21 protein-coding genes and 1 pseudogene are annotated in these 23726 nt (G+C 60.4%); 16 read left to right on the forward strand and 6 right to left on the reverse strand.

From position 1 onward, the window contains the following. Window positions 1–11 precede the first annotated feature (11 nt). From FJ979_RS14580 to FJ979_RS32545, 12 genes are all read left to right on the forward strand, one after another. Window positions 12–1031 carry an ABC transporter ATP-binding protein gene (locus FJ979_RS14580; protein WP_181181779.1) on the forward strand — a complete coding sequence of 340 codons (1020 nt, stop codon included), beginning with the start codon at window positions 12–14 and terminating at the stop codon, window positions 1029–1031. Continuing rightward, window positions 1028–2083 carry an ABC transporter ATP-binding protein gene (locus FJ979_RS14585; RefSeq protein WP_140560028.1) on the forward strand — a complete coding sequence of 352 codons (1056 nt, stop codon included), beginning with the start codon at window positions 1028–1030 and terminating at the stop codon, window positions 2081–2083. The genes FJ979_RS14580 and FJ979_RS14585 overlap by 4 nt, the downstream gene beginning before the upstream one ends. A 29-nt stretch (window positions 2084–2112) precedes the next feature. After that, window positions 2113–2862, forward strand: coding sequence for a 3-oxoacyl-ACP reductase FabG (fabG, locus tag FJ979_RS14590; protein ID WP_140523280.1), 750 nt, complete (start codon window positions 2113–2115; stop codon window positions 2860–2862). Between the two features lie 84 nt (window positions 2863–2946). After that, window positions 2947–3711 (forward strand): FadR/GntR family transcriptional regulator, encoded by a 765-nt coding sequence (locus FJ979_RS14595; RefSeq protein WP_224704886.1) that lies wholly within the window; start codon window positions 2947–2949, stop codon window positions 3709–3711. A 41-nt stretch (window positions 3712–3752) separates the two neighbouring features. Then, window positions 3753–4652: a polysaccharide deacetylase gene (locus FJ979_RS14600; RefSeq protein ID WP_140560027.1), complete on the forward strand. Its 900-nt coding sequence runs from the start codon at window positions 3753–3755 to the stop codon at window positions 4650–4652. A 317-nt stretch (window positions 4653–4969) separates the two neighbouring features. Continuing rightward, window positions 4970–6505 carry a sugar ABC transporter ATP-binding protein gene (locus FJ979_RS14605; protein ID WP_140581777.1) on the forward strand — a complete coding sequence of 512 codons (1536 nt, stop codon included), beginning with the start codon at window positions 4970–4972 and terminating at the stop codon, window positions 6503–6505. A gap of 80 nt (window positions 6506–6585) precedes the next feature. Next, window positions 6586–7482, forward strand: coding sequence for an ABC transporter permease (locus tag FJ979_RS14610; RefSeq protein WP_181171880.1), 897 nt, complete (start codon window positions 6586–6588; stop codon window positions 7480–7482). After that, window positions 7482–8492: an ABC transporter permease gene (locus tag FJ979_RS14615; protein ID WP_140581782.1), complete on the forward strand. Its 1011-nt coding sequence runs from the start codon at window positions 7482–7484 to the stop codon at window positions 8490–8492. The genes FJ979_RS14610 and FJ979_RS14615 overlap by 1 nt, the downstream gene beginning before the upstream one ends. Window positions 8493–8522: 30 nt before the next feature. After that, entirely contained in the window at window positions 8523–9737 is a 1215-nt protein-coding gene (locus FJ979_RS14620; RefSeq protein ID WP_140581785.1) for a sugar ABC transporter substrate-binding protein, read from the forward strand. A gap of 183 nt (window positions 9738–9920) precedes the next feature. Next, window positions 9921–10253 (forward strand): hypothetical protein, encoded by a 333-nt coding sequence (locus tag FJ979_RS14625; protein WP_140523295.1) that lies wholly within the window; start codon window positions 9921–9923, stop codon window positions 10251–10253. After that, window positions 10246–11286 carry a GTP-binding protein gene (locus FJ979_RS14630; protein WP_140581788.1) on the forward strand — a complete coding sequence of 347 codons (1041 nt, stop codon included), beginning with the start codon at window positions 10246–10248 and terminating at the stop codon, window positions 11284–11286. Before FJ979_RS14625 ends, FJ979_RS14630 begins: the two co-directional genes overlap by 8 nt. A 54-nt stretch (window positions 11287–11340) precedes the next feature. Then, on the forward strand, window positions 11341–11514 hold the full coding sequence (locus FJ979_RS32545; protein ID WP_181167739.1) for a hypothetical protein: 174 nt from the start codon (window positions 11341–11343) through the stop codon (window positions 11512–11514). Between the two features lie 496 nt (window positions 11515–12010). Here the strand turns inward: FJ979_RS32545 and FJ979_RS14640 are convergent. After that, window positions 12011–12449, reverse strand: a pseudogene (locus FJ979_RS14640) (transposase); the annotation flags it as partial. 559 nt (window positions 12450–13008) lie between these two features. On the opposite strand from FJ979_RS14640, the gene FJ979_RS14645 reads away from it, so the two are divergent. Next, window positions 13009–13884: a hypothetical protein gene (locus FJ979_RS14645; protein WP_224704885.1), complete on the forward strand. Its 876-nt coding sequence runs from the start codon at window positions 13009–13011 to the stop codon at window positions 13882–13884. A 215-nt stretch (window positions 13885–14099) separates the two neighbouring features. On the opposite strand, the gene xth is transcribed toward FJ979_RS14645, so the two are convergent. Both xth and FJ979_RS14655 read right to left on the reverse strand, forming a co-directional pair. After that, window positions 14100–14876: an exodeoxyribonuclease III gene (gene xth, locus FJ979_RS14650; protein ID WP_140560023.1), complete on the reverse strand. Its 777-nt coding sequence runs from the start codon at window positions 14874–14876 to the stop codon at window positions 14100–14102. Window positions 14877–14886: 10 nt separating this feature from the next. Continuing rightward, window positions 14887–15069: a DUF3606 domain-containing protein gene (locus FJ979_RS14655; protein WP_140523303.1), complete on the reverse strand. Its 183-nt coding sequence runs from the start codon at window positions 15067–15069 to the stop codon at window positions 14887–14889. 1586 nt (window positions 15070–16655) lie between these two features. On the opposite strand from FJ979_RS14655, the gene FJ979_RS14665 reads away from it, so the two are divergent. The 3 genes from FJ979_RS14665 to FJ979_RS14680 all read left to right on the forward strand — a co-directional run bounded on the left by FJ979_RS14665 (window position 16656) and on the right by FJ979_RS14680 (window position 19954). Continuing rightward, window positions 16656–17666, forward strand: a complete 1011-nt coding sequence (locus FJ979_RS14665; RefSeq protein ID WP_140555432.1) for an SDR family oxidoreductase — start codon at window positions 16656–16658, stop codon at window positions 17664–17666. A 187-nt stretch (window positions 17667–17853) separates the two neighbouring features. Beyond that, window positions 17854–18060, forward strand: a complete 207-nt coding sequence (locus FJ979_RS14670; RefSeq protein ID WP_140560021.1) for a sugar phosphorylase — start codon at window positions 17854–17856, stop codon at window positions 18058–18060. 1117 nt (window positions 18061–19177) lie between these two features. After that, a complete protein-coding gene (locus FJ979_RS14680) occupies window positions 19178–19954 on the forward strand; it encodes an MBL fold metallo-hydrolase (RefSeq protein WP_210239517.1) in 777 nt (258 codons plus the stop codon). A gap of 115 nt (window positions 19955–20069) precedes the next feature. Here the strand turns inward: FJ979_RS14680 and FJ979_RS14685 are convergent, their stop codons facing one another. From FJ979_RS14685 to FJ979_RS14695, 3 genes are all read right to left on the reverse strand, one after another. Then, on the reverse strand, window positions 20070–20684 hold the full coding sequence (locus FJ979_RS14685; RefSeq protein ID WP_140560019.1) for a TerC family protein: 615 nt from the start codon (window positions 20682–20684) through the stop codon (window positions 20070–20072). 171 nt (window positions 20685–20855) lie between these two features. Then, window positions 20856–22112: a CoA transferase gene (locus FJ979_RS14690; protein WP_140560018.1), complete on the reverse strand. Its 1257-nt coding sequence runs from the start codon at window positions 22110–22112 to the stop codon at window positions 20856–20858. 71 nt (window positions 22113–22183) lie between these two features. Continuing rightward, entirely contained in the window at window positions 22184–23710 is a 1527-nt protein-coding gene (locus FJ979_RS14695) for a tripartite tricarboxylate transporter permease (RefSeq protein ID WP_181171879.1), read from the reverse strand. Window positions 23711–23726: the final 16 nt, after the last annotated feature.

Below are 23726 nucleotides of genomic sequence, written 5' to 3' on the forward strand. Positions count from 1 at the left end.
TGAGAATGTCATTGGGCGCAGCAGAAATCATAAGCAAAACGCGCAACGCGTCCGGCGGCGACAAGCCGCCGTTGATCGACATCAGGAACTTGCGCGTGACGTTCCCGTCCGGAAGCGCCGAACCGAAGGCGGTGCTGAAGGGCATCGACCTTGCAGTACAGCCTGGCGAGATCGTTGGCCTGGTCGGTGAGAGTGGCGCGGGCAAGACGACGCTCGCCCGCTCCATCCTCGGGCTGCCGCCATCGCCGGGCCGCATCGCCGGCGGCGAAGTCCACTTCGAGGGCCGCCAGATCCTCAGCCTGTCCGAATCCGAACTCCGCCGTCTTCGCGGCCGCCGTCTCTCGGTCGTGGTGCCGAATCCCCGCGCTGAGCTCAATCCGCTGCTCAAGGTCGGCGACCAGATCGCCGCGATGGCGAGGATCCATCTCGGCGTCGGCGGCAAGGAGGCGCGGCGCATGGCGTTGAAGATCCTGCACGACGTGCAGATACCGGACCCGGAACGGCGCATGGATGCCTATCCTCACGAACTGTCCGGCGGCATGGCGCAGCGCGTCGTCATCGCCATGGCGCTGATCTGCAGCCCGGCCTTTATCATCTCGGATGACGCCACCAGCGGACTCGACGTCACGGTGCAGGCGCAGATCCTGGCCCTGCTGACCAAGCTTGCCTCGGAGCATGGCAGCGCCATGCTGTTCATCACCCGCGACGTCGGCATCACCGCGCATTTCTGCAATCGCATCGCTGTGCTGTTCTCGGGCGAAATCGTCGAAATCGCGCCGCGCGAGGCGCTCTTCCTCGCGCCCGCGCATCCCTACACATTGATGCTGCTTGCAGCCTTCTCCCATAGCCCCAGGCTGCGCGACAGCTGGAGCGTGCCGGACACTGGCCGGCGGCGCGAACCGCCCACCGGCTGCCAGTATGCCGACCGTTGTCCCATCTCTCAGCCGGTTTGCCGCGCACAGCGGCCACCTTTCGCCGAGATCGGTCCGGGCCACTTCGTCCGCTGCCATTTCCCCGTGAGGCACGCATGAACGCCGTCCTGACCATCGACAACCTCTACAAGCGCTTCCCCATTGCCGGCTCCAAGCAGGTGGTGCAGGCGATCAACGGCGTCAGCCTGACCATCGAGCCGGGTGAGACACTGGGGCTCGTCGGCGAGAGTGGCTCAGGCAAGACCACGGTCGGCCGCTGCATCGTCGGCCTGATCGAGCCGACCGCCGGAAACATTCGCTTCCGCGGCACCGACCTGGCGCAGCGCCATCAACACAAGAGCAAGCTGGCTGGCAAGATTCAGCTTGTATTCCAGGAACCGAACGAGTCGCTCGACCCGCGCATGAAGATCGGCGACACGATCAGCGAGCCGCTCCTGCCGCTAAAGCTCGACCGCGAAACGAGGCGCCGCCGCACGGCCGACGCCTTGCGCCTGGTGCGGCTGGATACCGACTTGCTCGACGCCTATCCTTCCGAGCTGCCTTCCGGGCAACAGCAGCGTGTCGGCATAGCGCGCGCCATGGTCACGGAGCCCGAACTCGTCGTCCTCGACGAACCGACCTCGGCGCTCGACCCGACCGCCCGCGCCGAGATCATCGATTTGCTGCGGCGCATCCAGAGCGAACGCAACACCGCCTATCTGTTCATCTCCCACGACCTCTCCACGGTGCGCTTCATCAGCCACCGCGTCGCGGTGATGTATCTCGGCATGATCGTTGAGCAGGGCAGCGCCGAAACGGTCTTCAATCGCCCGCAACATCCCTATTCCAGTGGTTTGCTGTCGTCGGTCATGCTGCCGCATCCGCATCTCAAGATCGAAAGCAGCGTCAGCCTCAAAGGCGAGATCCCGAGCCCGATCAATCTGCCCCAGGGCTGCTTCCTGGCATCGCGCTGCCCGTTCGTCATCGATCGCTGCCGCCGTGAGATGCCGCCGGCTGAGACGGTCGGCGAACGGCACACGGTCCATTGCTTCCGCCACAAGGACGTCGCCGCTTCGGTGCCGGCCTCCGACACCTTCAACGTGTTCATGAAGGAAGCCGAACGCATCCTCGGCCGGCCGGCGCCCGGTGGTCTCGCGTCTTCGCTTCGATAGTCAATCAACCAGGAAATGGGAAACCAAGCATGTCAGGACGTCTCGCTGGAAAGAAAGCACTGGTCACGGGAGGCGCACGCGGCATCGGTGGCGCGATTGCCACGGCCTTCGCGCGCGAGGGCGCCGACGTGGCCGTTCTCGACCTGAAACTCGAGGCCGCCGAGGCGCGCATCTCCGCCCTTGCTGATTTCGGTGCAAGGACCTTCGCCGTCGCGGCCGACGTCAGCGACGAGGCGCAGGTCGAGGCAGCCGTCAAGAAGGTGGAGGCGGCGCTCGGCCATATCGACATACTGGTCAACAATGCCGGCATCGACACGACGTCTGTCGTCGCCGAAATGAGCACCGGCATGTGGGACCAGATGATGGCCGTCAACCTGCGCAGCGTCTTTCTTTGCACGCGCGCGGTGCTGAAGCCGATGATTTCCCGCAAGTTCGGCCGCATCATCAATATCGCCTCGCAGCTCGGTCACAAGGGCGCGCCGGAAATGGCGCACTATGCGGCCGCCAAGGCCGGTGTCATCGGCTTCACCCGCTCGCTCGCCTATGAGGTGGCGCGCGACGGCATCACCGTGAATGCCATCTGTCCCGGCCCGATCGAAACGGAGCTATTCAAGGCGCTGCCGGAGGAATGGAAGAAGCGCAAGCTCGGCGAACTGCCGATCGGCCGCGCCGGCCATGTCGACGAAATCGCTCCCACCGCCGTGCTGCTGGCGTCGGAGGAGGGCGCTTACTACATCGGCGCGACCATGAATCCGAACGGCGGCGATGTCATGCTCTGATCAACCGCGGGCTGAATGGTTCCATCCAAATGTATCTTGTTCTAGCTATGTGGCGACAATTCCTGCTGACGCTGGGGCCTAGCCATGATGAAACGCAATCTTAGTGATGATGGAAAGACGGCGGCCTTACAGCCGCCCGACCTGCGGCGCGAGCGCCGGGAAGCCAGCGGCGGTGTGGCCCAGGCAACGGTGGCCGCCTTGCAGTCGATGATCCGCGACGGCAGGTTGCGACCAGGCGATACATTGCCGCCGCAGCGCGACCTGGCCCGCGACCTCAATGTGAGCCGCGCCACGCTGCGCGAGGCTCTGTCGATCCTCGCCACCATCGGCGAGATCGTTGCGCGCGAGGGAGGGCGGGGCTTCGTTTGTGCCGACCCTTCCGGCGCACCGGCAACTCCGTCCTGGCGCTTCGCGGCGCGTTATTCGCTGAGCGAGGTCTATCAGTTCCGCTACATCGTCGAATCCTACGCGGCCGAGCTCGCGGCGCTGACCCATACCGATCAGGAGATCGCCGACCTGAAGGAATGCACGACCGCCTTTCGCAACGCGGCGCGCGAAAAGGACCTCAATTCCTACGCGCAGACGGACTTCGATTTCCACAACCTCATCATGCGCATCTCGCGCAACAAGCTGCTGGTGGACATGCACCAGACATTCGCGAGCGTGCTGCTGGAGAGCCAGCGCCTGCCCACCGAGCGGCGGGGCAATCTGCTGTTCGCGGTGCAGGAGCATGACCGCATCCTGGAGGCGATTGCCATGGGCGATCCCGATGGCGCCAACTACTACATGCGCAAACATATCAGCATGGCGGGAAGCCGGGCCGGTCTTCCACCCTCGCAACTACCCTAGACGCCCTTCGGCCGGGGACATGAACAACGAAAGGAAGAGAGATGCCGAAAGAAATGTTTGTATCCTACGGAGTGGACGTTGACGCTGTCGCCGGCTGGTTGGGTTCCTACGGCGGTGAGGACAGCCCTTGCGACATCTCTCGCGGCGCCTTCGCAGGCAAGGTCGGCAGCCTCCGGCTGCTTCGGATGTTCGAAAAGTGGGGGATCAAGACGACATGGTTCATCCCCGGTCATTCCATCGAGAGCTTTTGGGACGAAATGAAGGAAGTGGCGGACGCTGGCCACGAGATCGGCATGCATGGCTACAGCCACGAGAACCCGATCGCCATGTCGCCCGAGCAGGAAGAGGCCATCTTCAACAAGTGCGTCGACCTCATCACCAAGCTTTGCGGCAAGGCGCCTCGCGGCTATGTCGCTCCCTGGTGGGAGTTCGGCTCGAAAACAAATGAGCTGTTGAAGCAGAAGGGGCTGCTCTACGACCACTCGCTGATGCATAACGACCATCACCCCTACTATGTGACGGTCGGCGACCAGTGGACGAAGATCGATTATTCCAAGCATCCATCCAGCTGGATGAAGCCGTATTCGCAAGGCGAGGAGACCGATCTCATCGAGATACCGGCATCCTGGTATCTCGATGACCTGCCGCCGATGATGTTCATCAAGGCCTCGCCCAACAGTCACGGCTTCGTCAACCCGCGCGATATCGAGCAGATGTGGCGCGACCAGTTCGACTGGATCTACGAGAACTACGACTATGCCGTGTTCCCGCTGACGATCCATCCCGACGTGTCGGGCAAGCCGCATGTGCTGAAGATGCACGAACGGCTCCATGACTATATGAAGGGCTTCGAGGGCGTGAAGTTCGTCAAGATGGAAGAGATCGCGGCCGATTTCGGCAAGCGCTTCCCGCGCAGCGGCAAGGCACGTCCCAAATCCTGAGCGGCTTCGGCGTACTATGCCGGGACCGCCGCGCGGTCTCCGGCCCGGTTCGCTTGAATGGTCAGACCCGATAGATCGGATTGATTATGCTTTCTGTGTCATCTCGCCGATGGCAGCGCCCATCAATTCTGCTGGAAACAGCAGAATTGATGGTGGAGTTGGTGCCTTCGCACCACTTTTCGACTATCCATTTCCGGTCAGACCAAATGTGCTGAAAATTCAAGCTTTCTTGCAAGTTTTCTTAATTGTCATGGCGGGTAAGGCGTGCTAGCTCCAATCTTGGTCTGACCAAACAGGGAAGACTGGGAAGAGGTGGAATGAAGGATAGAACGCACAACGTCCTTGATTTCCGATCCGTGTCCAAGCGCTACGGTGCCACGATTGCGCTTGAGGATATTTCGTTTGAAATGCGCTCCGGCGAAGTATGCGGTCTGCTCGGCGAAAATGGCGCCGGCAAATCGACACTCGTGAAGATACTGAGTGGCGTCGTCACACCTGATACCGGCTCCATCGAATTGCGCGGCGCTCCTTTCAAGCCGCAGGGCATTGTCGACGCCCGCTTGGCCGGCATAGCAACCGCCTTCCAGGAACTCAGCCTGATTCCGACATTGTCAGTAGCCGCGAACCTGTTCCTGCCGCGCCCGGCACTCAACCGCCTTGGTCTGGTGTCGGCGCGCAACATCGAGCGTGAGGCGGCTGAGATTCTTCAAGCCCATGACGTGACGGATATCGCGCCCCGGCGGCTGGTCGAGGATCTGCCGCTCGGCATGCGCCAGAAGGTCGAGATCGTGCGTGCGCTGCGGCACCGCCCGGCCGTGCTGGTGCTCGACGAAGCGACCGCCGCGCTCTCCGACCGTGAATGGCTTTTCAAGCTGGTCGATGCCGCTGTTCGTGGCGGCACGTCAGTGCTCTACATAAGCCACAAGCTCGACGAGATCCGCCGCCTGTGCCAGCGCTGCGTTATCCTGCGTAACGGCCGCAAGGTGCTGGAAAGCGATGTTGAATCCATGAGCGACGAAGCGATATTCAGCAGTATGGCCGGTCGCTCCGTGGTTGAAGCCGCGGAGAAGGTGCCGTCGGCGGTTCGCGTCGGCGCCACGCCGGCGCTGGAGGTCGGTCACCTGATCGGCCCTGGCGTCAATGATATCAGCTTCTCGCTGGCTCCCGGCGAGATTCTTGGTGTGGCGGGCCTGGAGGGGCACGGGCAGTCCAGTCTCTTCAAGTCGCTGGTGGGCTTGTCGACGCTGCGGGAGGGCACGATCTCGATCGCAGGCAAGGCGACTTCGGTCGGCTCGCCTCGCGCGGCGCGTAGGCTCGGCATGGTGCTGGTGCCGGAGGAACGAAAGTCCGAAGGACTGTTTCACGATCTCACCACGCAGGCGAATATCTCGCTGCCGGTGATAGACAAGGTGAGCCCATTCAAGCTCGTAAACAGATCTTCCGAGCTGCGGCTGGTGGAACAGGTAACCCCGGCAGTGAACCTTTCGAAGCAGCTCCTGCCCCTCAACGTCGGCGCGCTTTCGGGCGGTAACCAGCAGAAGGCGGTCCTGGCGCGGGCGCTGATAACGGGCGCGCGGTGCCTGCTGTTGTTCGATCCCACGCGCGGTGTCGACGTCGGCGCCAAGCGCAACATATACGCCATGATGCGCGCGTTCGTGCGCGATGGCGGCTCGATCCTGTTCTATTCGACTGAACTGGACGAACTCGTTCAGCTCTGTGATCGCTGCCTCGTTCTCTACCGCAATTCGATTGCCGGCGAGCTGGGTCGCGACCATCTCTCACAGGACCGTATGCTGTCGCTGGCATCCGGTTATCGCGACGGGTCGCGGCGGCCTGCCGCCCAAGGGGCGTAACGATGGCATCCGATACGCCTCGCGGCCGCTTGACAATTCTGGGCAACGGAGCGGTCGCCGCCATCGGCCTGCTTATCGTCATGTTCGCCGTCTATGCCGCCCACGAGCCTTCGGCACTCTCGCTGTTCGGCATCGGTAACCTCCTCAACAACGCCATCGTACTCGCCCTCGCCGCAACGGGACTGACGCTCGTCGTGGTATGCGGCGAGCTGGACCTTTCGGGCCCCGGTGTGATCGCCATCGCGAATGTGGTGGTGGCGACGGTGAGTGGCGGCGATGCGGGCGCCCTCGGCAGCTTCGGCCTGGTTCTGTTGGTCGGCCTCGTGGTCGGTGGTCTCAACGGCATACTGGTCGCCTATTTTGGACTGCAGTCGCTCGCCGTGACGCTCGGTTCTCTGATCGCATGCCAAGGCATCGCGCTCCTCATCCTTCCGGCACCTGGCGGCGAGGTGGTGGAATCCATCGCTTATGGCATCACCGGCGACATTCTACGCATTCCCGTGCCGGCGATCCTGTTGGTGCTGGTGCTCGTCTTCTGGTTTCTGCTCAAGCATTCGCGCATGGGTATAGCAATGTACGCGGTCGGCACGGATCAGACGGCCGCGCGGCTCTCGGGGCTCAATATCCGCGCCACCAGGCTATTCGCTTTCGTGGCCGCCGGCCTGTTCTATGCCATGGCCGGCTTCGTTTTCAGCGCCGAGATCGGTTCGGGCGATCCACGCATCAGCGATTCCTTTTTGCTGTTCATGTTCGCGGCGGTCGCGATCGGCGGCACGTCCCTGTTCGGCGGTCGCGGCGGGGTGGTCGGCACGCTGGCCGGTGCAGGTATTTTGACGGTGCTGCAAAAGATGCTGTTCGCGCTCGGCGTGGCTGACTTTTACACCAACATCTTCAACGGACTTATCATGATCTTGGCAATCCTTTTCGGCCAAGCCTCCGCCTATTTGGCGCGCCGATCCGCGAGAAGGGAAGCCTGATGACCGACAAGGACATTACGACCCCCGCACAGACGTCCGAGCACGGCGCGCAGAGCGCGCGCCGCGCACTTGTCTCATCGGACCTTGTGCCGCCGATTACCGTGTTCGCCGCCACGGCGCTGCTGGTCATCGGCACGAAGATCGCCAGTCCCAATTTCGGTTCGTTCGACCAGCTCACCGCCATACTGGTTACCGCCATCTTCCTGGTGGTCGCTTCGTTCGGGCAGGGGCTGGTGATCCTTCTGGGCGGCATCGACTTGTCACTGGGCGTGGTCATCGGTGTCGGCGGCATGATGATCGCGGAACTTACGCGCGGCAGCAACGACGCGCTGCTGTACGCCATTCCGCTTACCCTCTTGTGCTGTCTTGGCATCGGTCTCATCAACGGCATCGGTGTGGCGATTGCCAAGATCCCGCCCTTCATCGTGACGCTGGCGTCCGGCATCACATTCTTCGGGGTGGCGCTGGGTTTCACCGCGGGCAATTCGCAACAATCGGTCGCTCCTGCGATCCAGCAGTTCATGAGCTCCCGCTGGCTGGGTGTACCCTATCCCGTCTATTTCATAATCGTCTTTGCGGTGTTCGCCTGGCTGTTCCAGAACAAGAGCGCGGAAGGCCGCAAGCTCTACGCCATTGGCAGCAGCCCTGGCGCGGCCAACGTGCTGGGCCTGCCGATCGCCGCGCTCACCATCGCGGTCTATGCCATCAGCGGCCTTTGTGCCGGAATGACCGGCATCCTCTTGGCCGGCTATTCCTCGAGCGCGACGCTTGACATGGGCAATGCGCTGCTGATGCCCTCCATCGCCGCCGTCGTCATCGGCGGCGCACGGGTCACCGGTGGCTCCGGCATCTATCTCGGAACTCTTGCCGGCGCGCTCTTCCTCAGCACGTTGTCCACCGTCATCACCACGCTCAGCCTCTCGCAGGGATTCCGCGACCTGGTGCAGGGCGGGATCATCATCATCGCTTTGCTGCTCCAGCGTGGGCGGCTCAATCTGCGAAGCCGTTAGTCGGCGGTCGCTTCAAATGGGAGAAAGAACATGAAGAACGCTTCGCGTAGACTGACTTACGGCCGGGCGGCCATCGCCGCCACGTTGCTTGGTCTGGGGACATCCAGCGCGAATGCCCAGGATACCTACAAGGTGTTCCTGAACATGAGCTACAGCGGCAACACCTGGCAGGCGAGCGCCGCCAACGGCATCAAGGCACTGGCTTCGACCCCGCCTTACGACAAGCAGGTACAGTTCAAGACCATTATCTCCGGCACCGACGTGCAGAAGCAGATATCTGACCTCCAGAGCATGATCGCGGCAGGCGCCAACGCCATTCTTCTGTATCCGCTCTCGCCGACTGCGCTCAACCGCACCATCAAGCAAGCCTGCGATCAAGGCGTCGTGGTGTTCACCTACGACAGTACGGTTACGGAGTCCTGCGCGCACAACGTCTCCAACATCACCGCCCGTTACGGCGCCAATACGGCGCAGTGGATGGTGAACCAGATGGGCGGCAAGGGAGAGCTGATCTTCAACCACGGCGTCGCCGGCACGACCGTGACCAAGACCTATGACGAACAGGCCTATGGCGTGTTCAAGAAATATCCCGACATCAAGATCGTCGGCGATTTCTATGGCAACTGGAACGACGCGACCTCGCAGGAGGAGGTTGCCAAGATCTTGGCCGCGCACCCCAACGTCGACGGCATCTGGACGGTTGACGGCACCTTTGGCTCTTTGCAGGCCGTCATCAACAGTCGTCCCGACAAGCTGGTCGTGATTGCCGGCCAGTCCAACAACGGCTATCGCCTGGCGATGGCGGATCCGGCCATGCAGGCCAAGGGCCTGAAAGGCGTTTCCTCGAGCGCGGGTCCGGCCGTTGGCGGCTACGCCTTCAAGCTCATGATGGAAGTCGTGACCGGCAAGAAGAAGCTAACCGCCAACAACATCGAATATCCGCTGCCATGGGTTGAGCCGCAGGATGTGAAGCTCTGCCAGGGTGAGACCTTCGTTGACGGCTGCAACACCTTCCCTGCCGACAAGGTGCCACCGCTCTTCATCGACACCTCGCTGAACGGCGATCTGCTGCCCGAACTCAGCTTGAAGTCGGTGCAAGATAGTACGCCCACGCCGGGCGCAACCATCAAGGATCTGCCCGACGTGACCTACGCCGACAATTTGCCCGGCATCAATTGCGGAAAATGTGAGCCGACCAAGGACTGGCTGGAGCCAAACAAGGTTAAGCCGATCCCGGCCCCTTGAGTTCCTCGACAGAAGAACGCGGCCTCGGCATTTCCGAGACCGCGTTCTTCTTCTGGTCGAAGCCTGCGGTAGACCAGGCAGGGGGGACTTGGCATCGCCAGGCAGGGCAACCACCTACAGAGGAACTGTAAGGCCCTGTCGGGGTCAAACGGTCTCCGAAGACGGTCATCCAAGGAGCAGATCATGTGCTCGCTATGCGGCGTTCTAGGCAGCAACGAACATTGGACCGATGCCGTGGCCCGGCCCGGCGTTTACACGCGCAACGTCGAAAACGTTGACCGGCGCCGTGAGCGCGCCAATCGCGTCAGGATAGCTAATCTCATCCTGGCCTCCTTCGGCATGCGGCTGGCGGACTGGCAGGGGACGGCCTTTGTCATTTCAACGCGAACGGGCAAGACCGAGATCATCAACGATCTCGGACACCTATGGCAGGCTGCGGAGCGTCTTTCGGGCAGGACTTGCGATCCGTTGGAGGCCGATGTCATCGCAAGCTTCGAAGCCGGTCGCGATGGCTGAACTACCGCCTTTCACCCCGGTCCACCTGCTGACAGGTTTTCTCGGCTCGGGCAAAACCACACTTCTGAAACGGTTGCTTGATGACCCGGATCTATCGGACGCGGCCGTGCTCATCAATGAATTCGGCCAGGTTGGGCTCGACCACCACTTGGTGGAACGAATTGACGAAACCATGGTACTGCTTCAGTCCGGCTGCGTGTGCTGCACCGTGCGCGGTGAACTGGCCGACGCGATCCGCGATCTATATTCGAAGCGGGAGCGAGGCCAGATATCCCCGTTCCGGCAGGTAGTGGTCGAAAGTACGGGGCTGGCTGACCCATTTCCGATTCTTTCGACGCTAAAATCCGATCCGATGCTGAAGCACCATTTCATCGTGGGAAATGTGGTGACCACCGTCGACGTCATGAACGGGATTGCCAACCTCGACCGATATATCGAATCCAATCGTCAGGTGGCCATTGCCGACAGGCTGGTCATGACCAAGACCGATCTCGCTGACGACGCCAAAATCGGGCGACTTGCAGATCGGCTGGAGCGCATCAATCCGGATGCCCCGATACTGAATGTCCGCTCCGGGTTCTGCGCACGAGATCTGTTCGAGCAGGAGACTGTAGCCCGTGCAAGCCAGCTGCAATCGCAGTCAGGCTTCTTCTGCGAGGAGGCTGCCGTGTTGGCGACTGCCGCCGGACAGGCGCATCAAGCGGCGATCGCATCCTGCGTCCTGGTCTGGGACGAGCAAGTCGATTGGACCGCGTTCGGCTTATGGCTCACCATGCTGCTCAACAGACATGGAGAGCGTGTCCTTCGGGTGAAGGGCATCCTGAACATCGCAGGTGAAGACCGCCCGGTCGCGGTCCACGGTGTGCAGCATCTCGTTCATCCTCCTGTACATATGGAGGCGTGGCCGAGCCAAGACCGCACATCGCGGCTGGTCATCATTGCCGACGGCCTCGATTTAGAACGGGTGCAGCGCTCATTCGCTGCATTCGCATTGGCCAGCCAGCCCAAAGTCATGGTGATCGGCGGCGCGTAGCCGAGCGCCAATGTACCCCACACGGACCAACCGACCGCGGCGATGGTCATTGGCATGCCGATCATGATGATCATCGTGGCGATGCTGGTGCTGCTGATGATCATGCGTCATCGGCGACCGAAGCGCGGCGGCGATGATCAGCATCACGCTGCCTTCGTCCCAAGCGAAAGCCGCTCCCCGCTCAGAAGACACAAACCGCCAAGCGCGGCGCGGCCGACGCGATGTTGAGCGCCTCTCATACACGCTGCGGCTCGGTGCGGCATCCCAGAACCACGATCACGCCCAACTGCGTCGGCATCTTGCCGATTTGGTCGCGGCCTACAATTTCGGTCGCAGACTCGAAACCCTCAAAGTCTCACCCCCTACGAGTTCATCTGCAAGCCATGAGCTTCCCAGCCCGAGCGCTTCACTCTCAATCCGCTCCAGCAAATGCCGGGACTTCTCTATTCGGTGTGTTGAAGTCAATCGCTTTCAAGCTTCCTCTACCATGGGCATTTGATGTCTTTCGCGAGGCCCTGCTTCTCTTCGGGATCGGCGCTTTGGCCCTCCCAGCATGGGATCAGTTGGAATGAAGGGGACAATCTAAACAGCGTTCTCACCACGTTGCCGCGGTGGAAACGAGTCCCGGCACGTCCTCTCTTCATCCTCCGTCCCGCGAAGGACATGTATCCGCCCTTGGCGGATCCCGTTATCGGATCTTCTCCCTTTCGTTTGGTGGACCCGGCTATATCACCCCCGTCGCTTCCTCTCGCGCCCAGCGGAACTCACCGCCGTCGGACCATATTCTGTGCATGATGACAGCCATTCTGCGAGCAAGGGCAACGGTCGCCCTTTGCCGGCCTCGACGTTTGGCGATGTTCGTCGCCCAAGTTTTCAGCCATGACCACTTTCTCACCACCGTCAGCAAGACTTGCGCGGCTTCATAAAGCAGCGTCCGCATCATGGCGTCACCGCACAGGGAAACACGTCCGACGCGATTGTCCTCGCCTGATTGATGCAACCGCGGCGTCAACCCGAGAGCCGGACCTACGGCTTTCGAGTTCTTGAAGCGTGCAGGAACGTCGACCGTGGCATTGAAAGCCAGCGCAACGACAGGGCCGATGCCAGGCACGGTCATCAACCGCCTGCAGAACCGTGTCATCCTTCACGATCGACAACAACCTTTCATGCAGCACCGTGAACTGCTCGCGAAGTTTCTGTCGGGCGGCAAGCAACGCCTCCATAATGTCACATAGCTCCGGAATGTCGTTGGAAAGGTCCTGGATGCGATCTGCAAATTTGGCAGCGCCGACAGACTGGTGCAGCCATGGGTATCTCCCCTCGACAACCCCCTTCAGAAAAAACGCATCCAGCGGCCATTTCTCCTGAATTCCCGCACTTTGGCTTTCCAGCGATAAACTGGCCTTGGGCGATGAATGGAAACGGTCAGGTGTCTGTGCTCGAGAAGGTCCACATAATTGGCACTGTTGAATTTCGATTTCGGTCTCGAATTAAGAAAGCTGGTGCAAATCCAGCTTGATCGGCCTCTCGGGCTTCCGGACGAAAAGCGCAGATCCTGTTGCATTGCGCGCTGGATCGCCGATCGCGCTATCGCCCAGGCCCTAGCGAAGTAAGCAAAGGTCCGTTCGCCTCCTGCAATCTGGGAGTTCTTGCCGACATCGGCGCGAAGGGCACTTGCGCTTTCGTAAAGCGTTCTCCTGTCAGAGATGCGGTGAAGGCTCCATGATCATGAAGAGAACGGATGGATCAGGTTCGAATGACAATGTCTCAACGGGCGTGCCGGCGTCCTTCCCCTTTGATCGGACCACCGTCGAACGCTTCCGGAAGAGTTTTCCCCGGGCCCGCTGGAGCGATCAACTCAAGGCCTGGTTTGTCCCGGGAAAGACCGCAGCTCGGCGCGTCAATCGTTGGATGGAGCAAGAACTCGCCGGATCGAGCGTGCATGCTGACAGCAGAGGACGCGACGCCTACGCCTTCGATCCTATCGTTTCCAAGTACCTGTTCGTGCACCAGGATCGGCTGGAGGTGCAAACACCATATTCTCGCTCGGTGGTGAAGGTGATGCGCGACGTGCCGTTTGCGTCCTGGGATCCCGACAGGCACGCTTGGAAAGTGCCATATCGCTCCTATGAACAACTGCATCGACGCTGGGCGGAAATTGAGGCTGCCGCTCTTCGCAACGAGCCCGAAGCGCGAAAACAGCGCGCGGCGCAGAGGCAGGGGTCTCCGCAAGAACTGGCGTCTCGCGCCCATGCCACGGAACGCCGCCGCAGGCGCTATCCGCTGGATCCAAACGATCTTCCGCCGCTTGGCCGGCCGGTAATGACACGGGGCTACGGTGTCATTGTCTTCATCGGGTGCGATGGCGAGCCCGTCGATGGCGACATTCTTGGTACCCAGTACGCCGACTTTCCAGACCACCATGACTATGTCTGGGGTCGGTGGCGTCCCGCCGCCCTCGATGAGCTCATCAAGACCTGGCCCTCGCGAACCAAGACGGAGATTGGTGACGCGCTTTGGTGGCAGCCAACTCTCGATGACCTCAGGGTCGCACGAAAGGCGGCGCGTGGGTTGGAAAGACGGCGAGGTCGAGTGTGACCCTGTTTGCCACCGTTGAGGCTCTTCTCGATGCCTCCACCGAAGTCTGCAAAGTCGGCGGGTCCATACCTCGTCGGGTTTGGACTCGATCCGTGCAAGCACGCGCGAACGGAAATTGCTGTCAGGCTCAACCAAGGACATGTCCGAAATATGCGACAAGTTTCGGACAAAGGCGTGAACCTGCTGACATCTGAACTTGGCCCCGTCAAAATCGACTAGTCGAGCTCTATCCAAGCCGGCGCATGATCGCTGGGCTTTTCCCACCCTCGCGTCCCAACATCCACGCCGGCATCGCGAAGCCTGGGCGACAACGATGGACTGACGAGCAGATGGTCCATTCGCAGGCCAGAACTCTTGTCGTAGCCGCCGCCATAGGTGTGATTCCAATAAGTATAGACCCCCTTCTCCGGGCGGATGCGCCGGACCGCATCGATCCAGCCATCCTCAAGCATCTCGGCATAGGCTTGCCGGCTCTCGGGGAAGAAAACCGCATCGCCGAGCCATCGTCGCGGCACCACGGCGTCAATCGGAGTTGGAACGACGTTGTAGTCTCCACACAGCACTGTCGGCGCTCCCGCTTTGAGCAAGTCCTGGCCGTGGCTGATCAAGCGGTCGAACCAGCGCAGCTTGTAGTCGAACTTGGGACCAGGCGCTGGATTCCCATTGGGCACGTAGAGACAGCCGACAACGAGCCGGTCCACCTGGGCTTCGATGTAGCGGCTGTGAGTGTCATCAGGATCGCCAGGCAAGCCGCGCCGGCGTTCAACCGGGTCCATCCCTCGAGTTACAATGGCCACTCCGTTGTAGGATTTCTGGCCATGCCAGATGGCGCCGTACCCCGCCTCGCGGATGGCCTTGATCGGAAATTTCTCGTCGGACGTTTTTAGTTCCTGGAGGCAGACGATGTCGTAGTTGGTGGCCGAGAGCCACTTGAGGAGCACGGGCAGCCGTCCATTGACACCGTTCACATTGAAGGTGGCAATCCGAACCATTTGCCGTGGCTCATTTCTTTCCGAGTTTGTCCTTGACCTTCTTGCGACTGTTGCCGACCGATTTCACGGCCGATTTGACGTCGGCTTTGCTTGCCCCACTCTTGCCCGCCTCGTATTTCACCTCATGATTCTGCCCACCAGCGACCTTTGCGCGGTCCTGGCTGCGCCCGCGAGTTGTTTGAGTAGCGGCCATTTCTTCCTCCAAGGATTAGTTTCGATTTCCCAACAACGCGGCCGGACTCTTCCGGTTCAATTCATCGGCGCGTAGTGTGGAACTGAAAGTCAGGGCCAGCTATTGGATCGAACTATGTGTTCGGGTTCCGCATGCCGGCAGGCCGCCCTCTACCCGGACATAACCCCCTGCCTCAGTTTCGTCCGTTCCAGCGCTGCGCGATGATCGACGACATACCGGTCCATACGGGAATGACGAAGTGCAGGTGAAATGAATAGGGGATCGCGGCGATCTCTTCTCGATATACACATGGCGAGGCGAGCGACCGCGAGAAGCACGAATGTCCTCTTTGGAAACCCGGTACCCATCCGGTGAAGCAGCCTTGCTGACATAGGCTGAAGGGCTGCAAGTTCTAGTGCCAGCACTAGGAGTAGCCCTATGACGAAGCATCAGATTGAAGTGATCACCTCGGTCGAGCGGCGCCGGCGCTGGGCCGGAGGAGAAGGAGCGGGTGGTCGGCGCGACATTTGAACCGGACGCCAATGTTTGGAGCTTGCGCGATCGGCCGGCATTCAAGGATCGATGACGGACGCTTTGATCGCATTGGTAGCCGCGGCCACAGAGCGCACGGGACTGCCGCTCCCGGGTCCAGCGGCTTCACTTCGTCCAAGTTTTCAGGCTCTCTCACATTCTCCCGAGCAGCCAGATCAGCCCAGCGTCCGGCTCGGCCTCAGTGCTGCTGGTACCTGACGCCCTTTCGAGGGCGCAATGGATGTTTCGCAAAGTCGAGGTGCATGACTATCATAGTTAATTGTAACTGCTGGTAACCTTGCGTAACCGGTAGCCATCAGTAGCTTTTGAGCAGAGAACGGTATGTTGTATCCTGGTCGTTTTTTGGGGCCGAGCGATATTGTTATGCTTGCCCACGTTTGTCACTCCGTCTGCAAAGAGCGCGGCGTAGCCCCTGCTTCGAACGAAGCAGCGCGCATTGCTGCGCACGTCCTCAGGCTCTTTATGAACGGCCTGACTGAGGAGGATGAACTGCTCGATGCTGAGAGGAACTGGGCTCGACGGCTCGACCCGTCATACCTGCAGATTCCCGTCAATTACGCTGAGACGGAAGAGGCCGCGTAATCCCCAGGCGCTTGTCAAAGGTGAAATTATGTCGCTCGTGCAGACCGATTAGATCAATCACCAGCCGCGAGCTCCGGATCGGCCGGCTCAAATCATTGGACGAAGATGCGTTGCCGCTAACGGGCAAAGAACTCTGCTAGCGGTCAATTGGGTAGGCGAAATTCTGTGGGCCCACAACGCCAGCAGGATCGCCTCGTACGCACTGCCGATCTCCAGTCGAGGTAATTTCGGCTGTCATAGCCGATGATTTGCTCCATTGCTTCCTTATCTCGGGCATTGAGAGCTCTTGGGTTCGCGGTCAATCGGACCTCCTGCGCAACCAGCCGCCCAGCCATTCGCCATCCCGTGGAGAAAATTCGCCATCCCGTGGAGAAAAGATGACATGGCGGCCCTCCTCGGGCTCTCTCGATCGGACCAAGGAACCTTATCAGGCCGAGGCGGTTCGGACGTTTCACGCGCCTCGGAGAAGTCGAATGACCAAAGACCGTCCCCGTTCATTGTCCCGACGTGAAGTCATGGCGGCAGCAGGAGTCGGAATAGCGGCCGGCGTCTCGGGTACGGCCAGCGCCCAGCAAACAACGACCAAAATCTCAGAGAACGGACCCGCGATGCAAGATCCCCGCTCCAAGTACCCGAAGCCGCCATTCGAAGCACAGACGCAGCCCTGGCCCGGCCTGGCACGCGACATGAAGCCGAAACCCGACCACGGAGAGACCAGCTACAAGGGTTCAGACCGGCTTGCGGGTCGCAAAGCTCTGATCACGGGAGGCGATTCCGGTATGGGCCGGGCCGCCGCTATTGCTTATGCGCGCGAAGGAGCGGATGTCGCGATCAACTTCTATCCGTCGGAAGAGCCCGACGCGAGTGAGGTGATCCAACTTATACGAGATGCCGGCAGGACCGGAGTCGCGCTTCCCGGCGATTTGCGGGAGGAGGCTTTCTGCCAGAAATTGGTTGCCGACGCCCTGCAGCAGCTCGGCGGGCTCGATATCGTCGTCTGCAATGCCGGCCGGCAGCAGGCGAAACCCTCCATCCTCGACATAACGAGCGAGGACTTCGACGCTACAATGAAGACCAACATCTACGCGCCGTTCTGGATCATCAAGGCGGTGCTGCCGCATCTGAAGCCAGGATCCTGCATAATCGGAACGACCTCGGAACAGGCCTACGATCCTTCGCCCGAGCTCTACGACTACGCTCAGACCAAGGCCGCGACTATGAACTACGTGAAGTCGTTGGCGAAGCAGCTCGGACCTAAGGGTATTCGCGTAAACGGCGTGGCCCCGGGACCGATCTGGACGCCCCTGCAGATAAGCGGCGGCGCGTCGGAGGAAAAATACAAGAAATTCGGCAGCACAACTGCGTTGGAACGGCCGGGTCAGCCGGCGGAACTGGCCTCCATCTATGTGCAGTTGGCAGCCAACGATGCAAGCTTCGCAACCGGAAATATCTACGGGTCCGGCGGCGGCCAGGGGCAGCCATAAGCAAACGAAGGGGCAAAGGTGATGCTCCCAAGCGGATCCTTCATCACCTCGTCGCCCGCAAGATCCGCTGAGCGGCTGAGCGATGCCATCAGCTCCGCCTGCGGGGATATTCGCCGTGCAGGAGGAACATTTCGCGAGGGGGGCAGTTTGCGATCTGTGTCTTCCACTTCCATGAAACAGGTGCGAAATGACCGTTCGCGAGCTTTTAGAGCAGATCAAGGATTTACCGCCGGAGACGCTGGTCTGCAGCGCCGAAGTGGACGAAGCCTTTGGCATGAATCCTACTGCGGTAGAAATCGTTGACGACGCTCAAATTGGTAGCCGCAAGTCCGATGGCACCGAGGCGATCCAACTGGGCGGCGGGAGAGATAAGGTGATCGTCATTCGCTGGTGAGGCGCCGAGGGCAGCTTCCGTTCTTCCATAGAATTCACGTCCAGCCATCGACGGCAAAGGCAAAACCGAGTTTGGAAGGAGCTTTGTCATGGCCATGCAGTCGAAAGCGCCGGCCTCGTGAAGCGCAGAAGGAGACCGTTCAGCGGGTGACGCACGAGTACAACCACGGCCCGCTATCGCGCCTCGAACTGGAAAGCCCGAAGGAAAACCGGGAAAGCTGAAGAAGCCGAGGGCCAAGGAATGTAAGGCGAAACCGGGCAGGCAGAAGCCGAAGGCAAACGTCCTCAAGCCACCATGATGGCGATGGCACTACGAAAGCCGAATTCTACAACCATTCCAGCGTCGCAACATTCCGGGCCGATCGAAAATGTCGAACGGCAGCTCGAGTGCCCCAGACCATCCCAAGGCTCACATAGAGGGTGGCGGTCAGGAAGAACCAGAAGGGAATTCCGCGCATCGGCCAGGGTGCTTGCCTGTTCACGAAGAAGCTTGAACGCGGCCGCTTCATCTGGCCGTCGGCAGCCGACGGGACTGTGGTGAGGGATGCCGCGCCGATCTCCCCGATCGCGAGACGGCGAAACTGTGCGATAGAGCCGCAGAAGCAGTCGTGGCGCTCCGATCAAATTTCTAGAAACAGGCTCAAGCCACCTGCGGTCTTCACCGGATGGGCACGGGGCGATGGCATAGTTGAGTTTTGTTTGCGAGGCGTGCGAGCCGCAAAGCTGCCCGAAGCGAGGCCGACGCTAAAGCATTGATATTGCGGTCGTCAAAACCTGGCAATTTTGGAGCTATTCCTTAGCTTTGAGAATGATGGATATTCGGAGAATAGATTTGGTGAGGACGTTGTTTCCACACTCCCCAGGTTTCAAACCCAAACCGCGCAAAGCTGGGGCTCCAGGAGGCCAGGAGGGGATGAAGAATTGTTTGCACTTTGAGGTGGTAGACGAGAAGGGTGTCGAACTGTCGGACTTGACGTTGGGTAACAAGTACCTCAGGCAGCCAAACCTCAGCGAAACGCGCGATACGGTGCGTTAGACATCATATTCGGCAACTCGCTTGCCTCGGGAAAACCTTGATGCCCTTTTCTACGGAATCGGAACCCCCTCGCGGGATCTACATGCCGGTGCTGCCCGGTGTCGGCCGTGTTGTGGCACCAAATCCTGGGCCTATGACTTACCACGGCACTAACACGTACCTCCTGGATCGTCCTGAAGGCACTTTCGTTCTTGATCCAGGACCAGATGACGCTGGTCACGTCGCGGCGGTGATCGCGGCGATTAAGACGTCACCGGCCGGGATCCTGGTCAGTCACGCCCACTATGATCACATCGGCGCCCTACCGATGCTGAAAGCAGCGCTTGGTGTCCCCACATACGCTTTCGGGAAAAACCCGACCACGGACTTTATCCCCGACCGCGCGATCACGAATGGTGACGTCGTTGCAGATCTGACCGCGCTCCACACTCCGGGCCACGCTCCTGATCATTTATGTTTTTGTGGTCCCGATGGGACCGTTTTTACCGGTGACCACGTCATGGGATGGTCGAGCACCGTTGTCTCGGCGCCCCTTGGTGACATGAGGGCATACTTCGTCAGTCTGCAGCTTATGATCGACCGATCAGACAAGGTCTATCTGCCGGGGCACGGGCCAGCCTTGTTCGAACCCTTGCCACATGTCTGTGACCTTTTGGAACGAAGGCAGACCCGCGAAAAAGAGATCCTAAAATCGCTGACCGTCGATGGTATGTCGGTAAAGCAGATTTCGGATGCACTATACCGCAACGCGCACCCCAAGCTGATGCGGGCTGCGCAGCGCAATGTGGATGCGCATTTGATAAAGCTTCAAGACGAAGGAAAGGCATGGAAATTGAATGAACTTTGGTATCCGGCGTAACATATGGCACCATGTCGCGGTCCATTTTGCACCCGTGCTGCTGACGCATGCCGATGCCGACGCTAGCGAGGTTGAGCCAACTGCTCGTTGACCGGAGGCATGCCAGCTCGGTGGGTTACAACGAGTTTCCGAGTATCCCGGAGCTCAACATTTGTTCGGAGCCCTGCCAAATCATTGTGACGGCGACATAAGCAATCAGGGCTACACCAGCATAGCCGAGCCACCTCCATCGGTTCAGCACATCGGCGATAAACGTAGCCGCAACGCCCATCAGTGCGATAGACATCAGAAGTCCCGCAACGAGTACGGTCGTGCTCTGGCCTGCGGCTCCTGCAACAGCCAACACGTTGTCCAGCGACATGGACACGTCGGCAATCACGATCTGGGTGACTGCCTGAAACAGCGTCTTTGAAGGCACATTGTCCGGGTGTCCCTCGTTATTCAGGCAGTGAGCCTTGTTGTCTTGGCGCAGTTCGGACCACATCTTCCAAGATACCCACGCAAGCAGGACGCCGCCGACAAACAACAGCCCGAACACATCGAGCATCTGGCTTGCGATAAGGGCAAAGCATAAGCGAAGTAGAGTTGCTGCAAGTATCCCAAAAAGGATAGCCTTTCTGCGTTGCTGCCCCGGCAGGCCTGCTGCGGCAAGGCCGATCACGACGGCATTGTCACCTGACAGTGCGAGGTTGATGACAAAGACTTCGCCGATTCCAATCAGAGAATTCACGGTTCCAAGTTCCTGTTGTTTCGGTCAGGTCGAACCCATGGCCGTAACAGGTTCAGCGGGCGCAGTGCGAAATCCTGCAAATGCCTATGCTGTGGACAAGAACCGGTTTTCAGGAAGAGGTCATTGTAAAACGGCAAGATAGGGCAGGACATCGTTCAACCCGGGCAAGCGTCAATCTACGCGAGGCGCGCTATTGTTGAGGCAAGCGCGCTTGATCACTCCCTGGGATTCAAGCTGTTCGAGCGCATCGCTGGAATAGCCGAGGTCGCCAAGCACGCTTTCGGTATCGGCGCCAATCTCGCGCCTGCCCAGCCAGCGCATATGGACGGGTCGGTTGGTGAATCGAGGCACAACATCCTGGATGCGCACCTTGCCGAGCGCCGGGTCATCGAGCTGGGCGAATGTGCCGCGGGCCTGCACCTGCGGGTCATTGAAGATCTGCTCGATGTCGTAGATGGGGCCGGCCACCACGTCGTAGGTATGAAAGCGGGCCATAACCTCTTCAAGCGTGTGCCGGACGATCCAGTCCGCTATCGCGCTGTCACATTCATCCATGCGCTGCGCGCGCAGCTGATTGGTGGCCAACCCCGGATCGTCTGCCATGTCGTTGCGGTCTATGGCGCGAAACAGGCGCTGCGTGACCGAGTTGGCAGCGCCCGATATGGCCACCCAGCGGTCGTCGCTGGTCCTGTAGGCGTTCCTAGGAACACTCCAGATCGACCGATTGCCGTGCCGCCTGGCGACGAAACCGAGCTGGTCGTAGTCTATGGCCATGGAGCCCATCAAGCTGAGCAGAGGCTCGTACAAATTGATGTCGATCTCCTCGCCCTTGCCGCCGCGTTTCTCTCGAGCCCACAGCGCGGCCATGACCGCATAGGCGCCGTAGATGGCCGCCACGCTGTCGGCTACGGGAAAGGAGGGCAGGGTCGGTGGGCCATCCGTCTCACCGTTCACGTGGGCGAACCCGCTGAACGCCTCAGCGAGCGTGCCCAGGCAGGGCCGCTGGCTGTAGGGCCCTTCCTGACCGTAGCCGCTGATATGCAACATCACCAAACCAGGGTTGAGCCTGGACAGGCTTGCATAGTCCAGCCCCCATTTTCCGAATCGTCCGGCTCGGAAATTCTCCACCAGAACGTCGGCGGAGCCGGCCAATTTGCGCACGACTTCAGCGCCTTCGGGCTTGCCCATATCGATCGAGATGGCCTTCTTGTTGCGCGCGGTCACCCGCCACCACAAGCCTTCGCCGTCCTTGAACTTGCCCGTCTTGCGCACATCGTCGCCCTTCGGGTGCTCGATCTTGACGACATCCGCGCCGAGATCGCCCAGCAGCGTCGCCACCAAAGGACCGGCAAAGATCACCCCGGCATCGATGACCCTGAGACCGGCGAGCGGCCCCACATTGTCGGTTTTGGCTTGTTCTTCGGCCATGTACTGTCCTTCCCTTGTCGTCGATTGGCCGCCCAGCGCGGGTGTTCGTGTCGTCTCGCGGCGGCTTTAGGCTATTCTTCGGAATTGGGGATTGCCTCGCCTTCGGGTACGCCCAGTATACGCCTAACCAGCTTTCGGACGGGTGAGCCCAGCAGCGTAACCAGCACGATCAGCCAGATGACGATTGCGACGGGGCTGGTCCAGAAGGCGCTGACATCTCCGAGGCTCATGAACATTCCTTCGCGCAGGTCCTTTTCGATCATCGGCCCCAGCACGAGGCCAATCACCATCGGCGCCAACTGGAAGTCGCACTTCTTGAGGATGTAGCCAAAAATGCCCATCACGATCAGCACGAACACGTCGAGCATGCTGTTGTTGACGCTGTAGGCACCGATGATGGCCAGCAGCAGGATTGCGGGAAGGAAGATGTGCAACGGTATGCGCAACATCGATACCCAGATGCCGATCATTGGCACATTCAGCAGCAGCAGCATGACGTTGCCGGCGTACATCGAGGCGATCAGGCCCCAGAAAATCTCCGGATGCGTGATCACCAGCATCGGGCCAGGCTGAATGCCTTGAACCATCATGGCCGACAACATCAGCGCCGTGACGGCGCCGAATGGCAGGCCAAGCGCCAGGAGTGGCACCATGGTCGCGGTGGCGGCGGCGTTGTTGGCGGTCTCCGGTCCGGCAACGCCCTCGATAGCGCCAGTGCCAAGCTCGTGACGATATTTGGAAACCGCTTGCTCCAGCCTGTAGGATATGAAACTGGACAGCGTGGTGTGTGGGCCAGGCAAGAGTCCAAGCAGGAAGCCGAGAACGGTACCGCGTCCGAATGGCGCCCATGAGCGGCGCCACTCCTCGCGGTTTGGCAGCAACTCGCGTATCTTGACCTTAGCCGGGCGCACCTGGCTTTCCTTGGTCTCGACCACCGACATGATCTCGGCGACGCCGTAGACGCCCACCACGACGGCGACCAGTTCGATGCCCAGGCTCAGTTCCGTGAACCCGAACGTGAATCTGTTCAGTCCGCTGACAGCCTCCTGTCCGACTGTGCTGAGTACGAGGCCGATGGCCATCGGAAATACCCCGGCCGCGAACGTGCCGCCCGAGATCCGTGAGAACAGGAGCAAGCCTCCCGCCGCCATGGCGAAGAATTCGATGGGGCCGAATTCGATGGTGAAATCCGCCAGCAGCGGCGCAAACAGCATGACACCCAGCGTGGCAAAAGTGCCGCCGATGAAGGATCCGACCGCTACGATGGTAAGTGCCGCCCCGCCGCGGCCTTTCTTGGTCATCTCGTAGCCATCGACGCAGGTCATGATCGATCCGGCCTCGCCAGGCATGTTGACCAGAATCGCCGTGGTCGAGCCGCCATACATGGCGCCGTAATACATGCCGGCCATCATTATGAGGCCGGTGGTCGGATCGAACGAATAGCTGATGGGCAGGATCATCGCGATGCCCGCCGTCGGCCCCAATCCGGGCAGAACGCCGATCGCCGTGCCGGCAAAGGCGCCCGCGAAGGCCGCCAGCAGGTTCTGATAGGTGAAGACGACACCGAAGCCGTAGATAATTCCGTCGAGCGCATTCACGGGATAGATCCTTTCG

This window comes from Mesorhizobium sp. B1-1-6 (genome assembly GCF_006443035.1).
Taxonomy (GTDB): Bacteria; Pseudomonadota; Alphaproteobacteria; order Rhizobiales; family Rhizobiaceae; genus Mesorhizobium.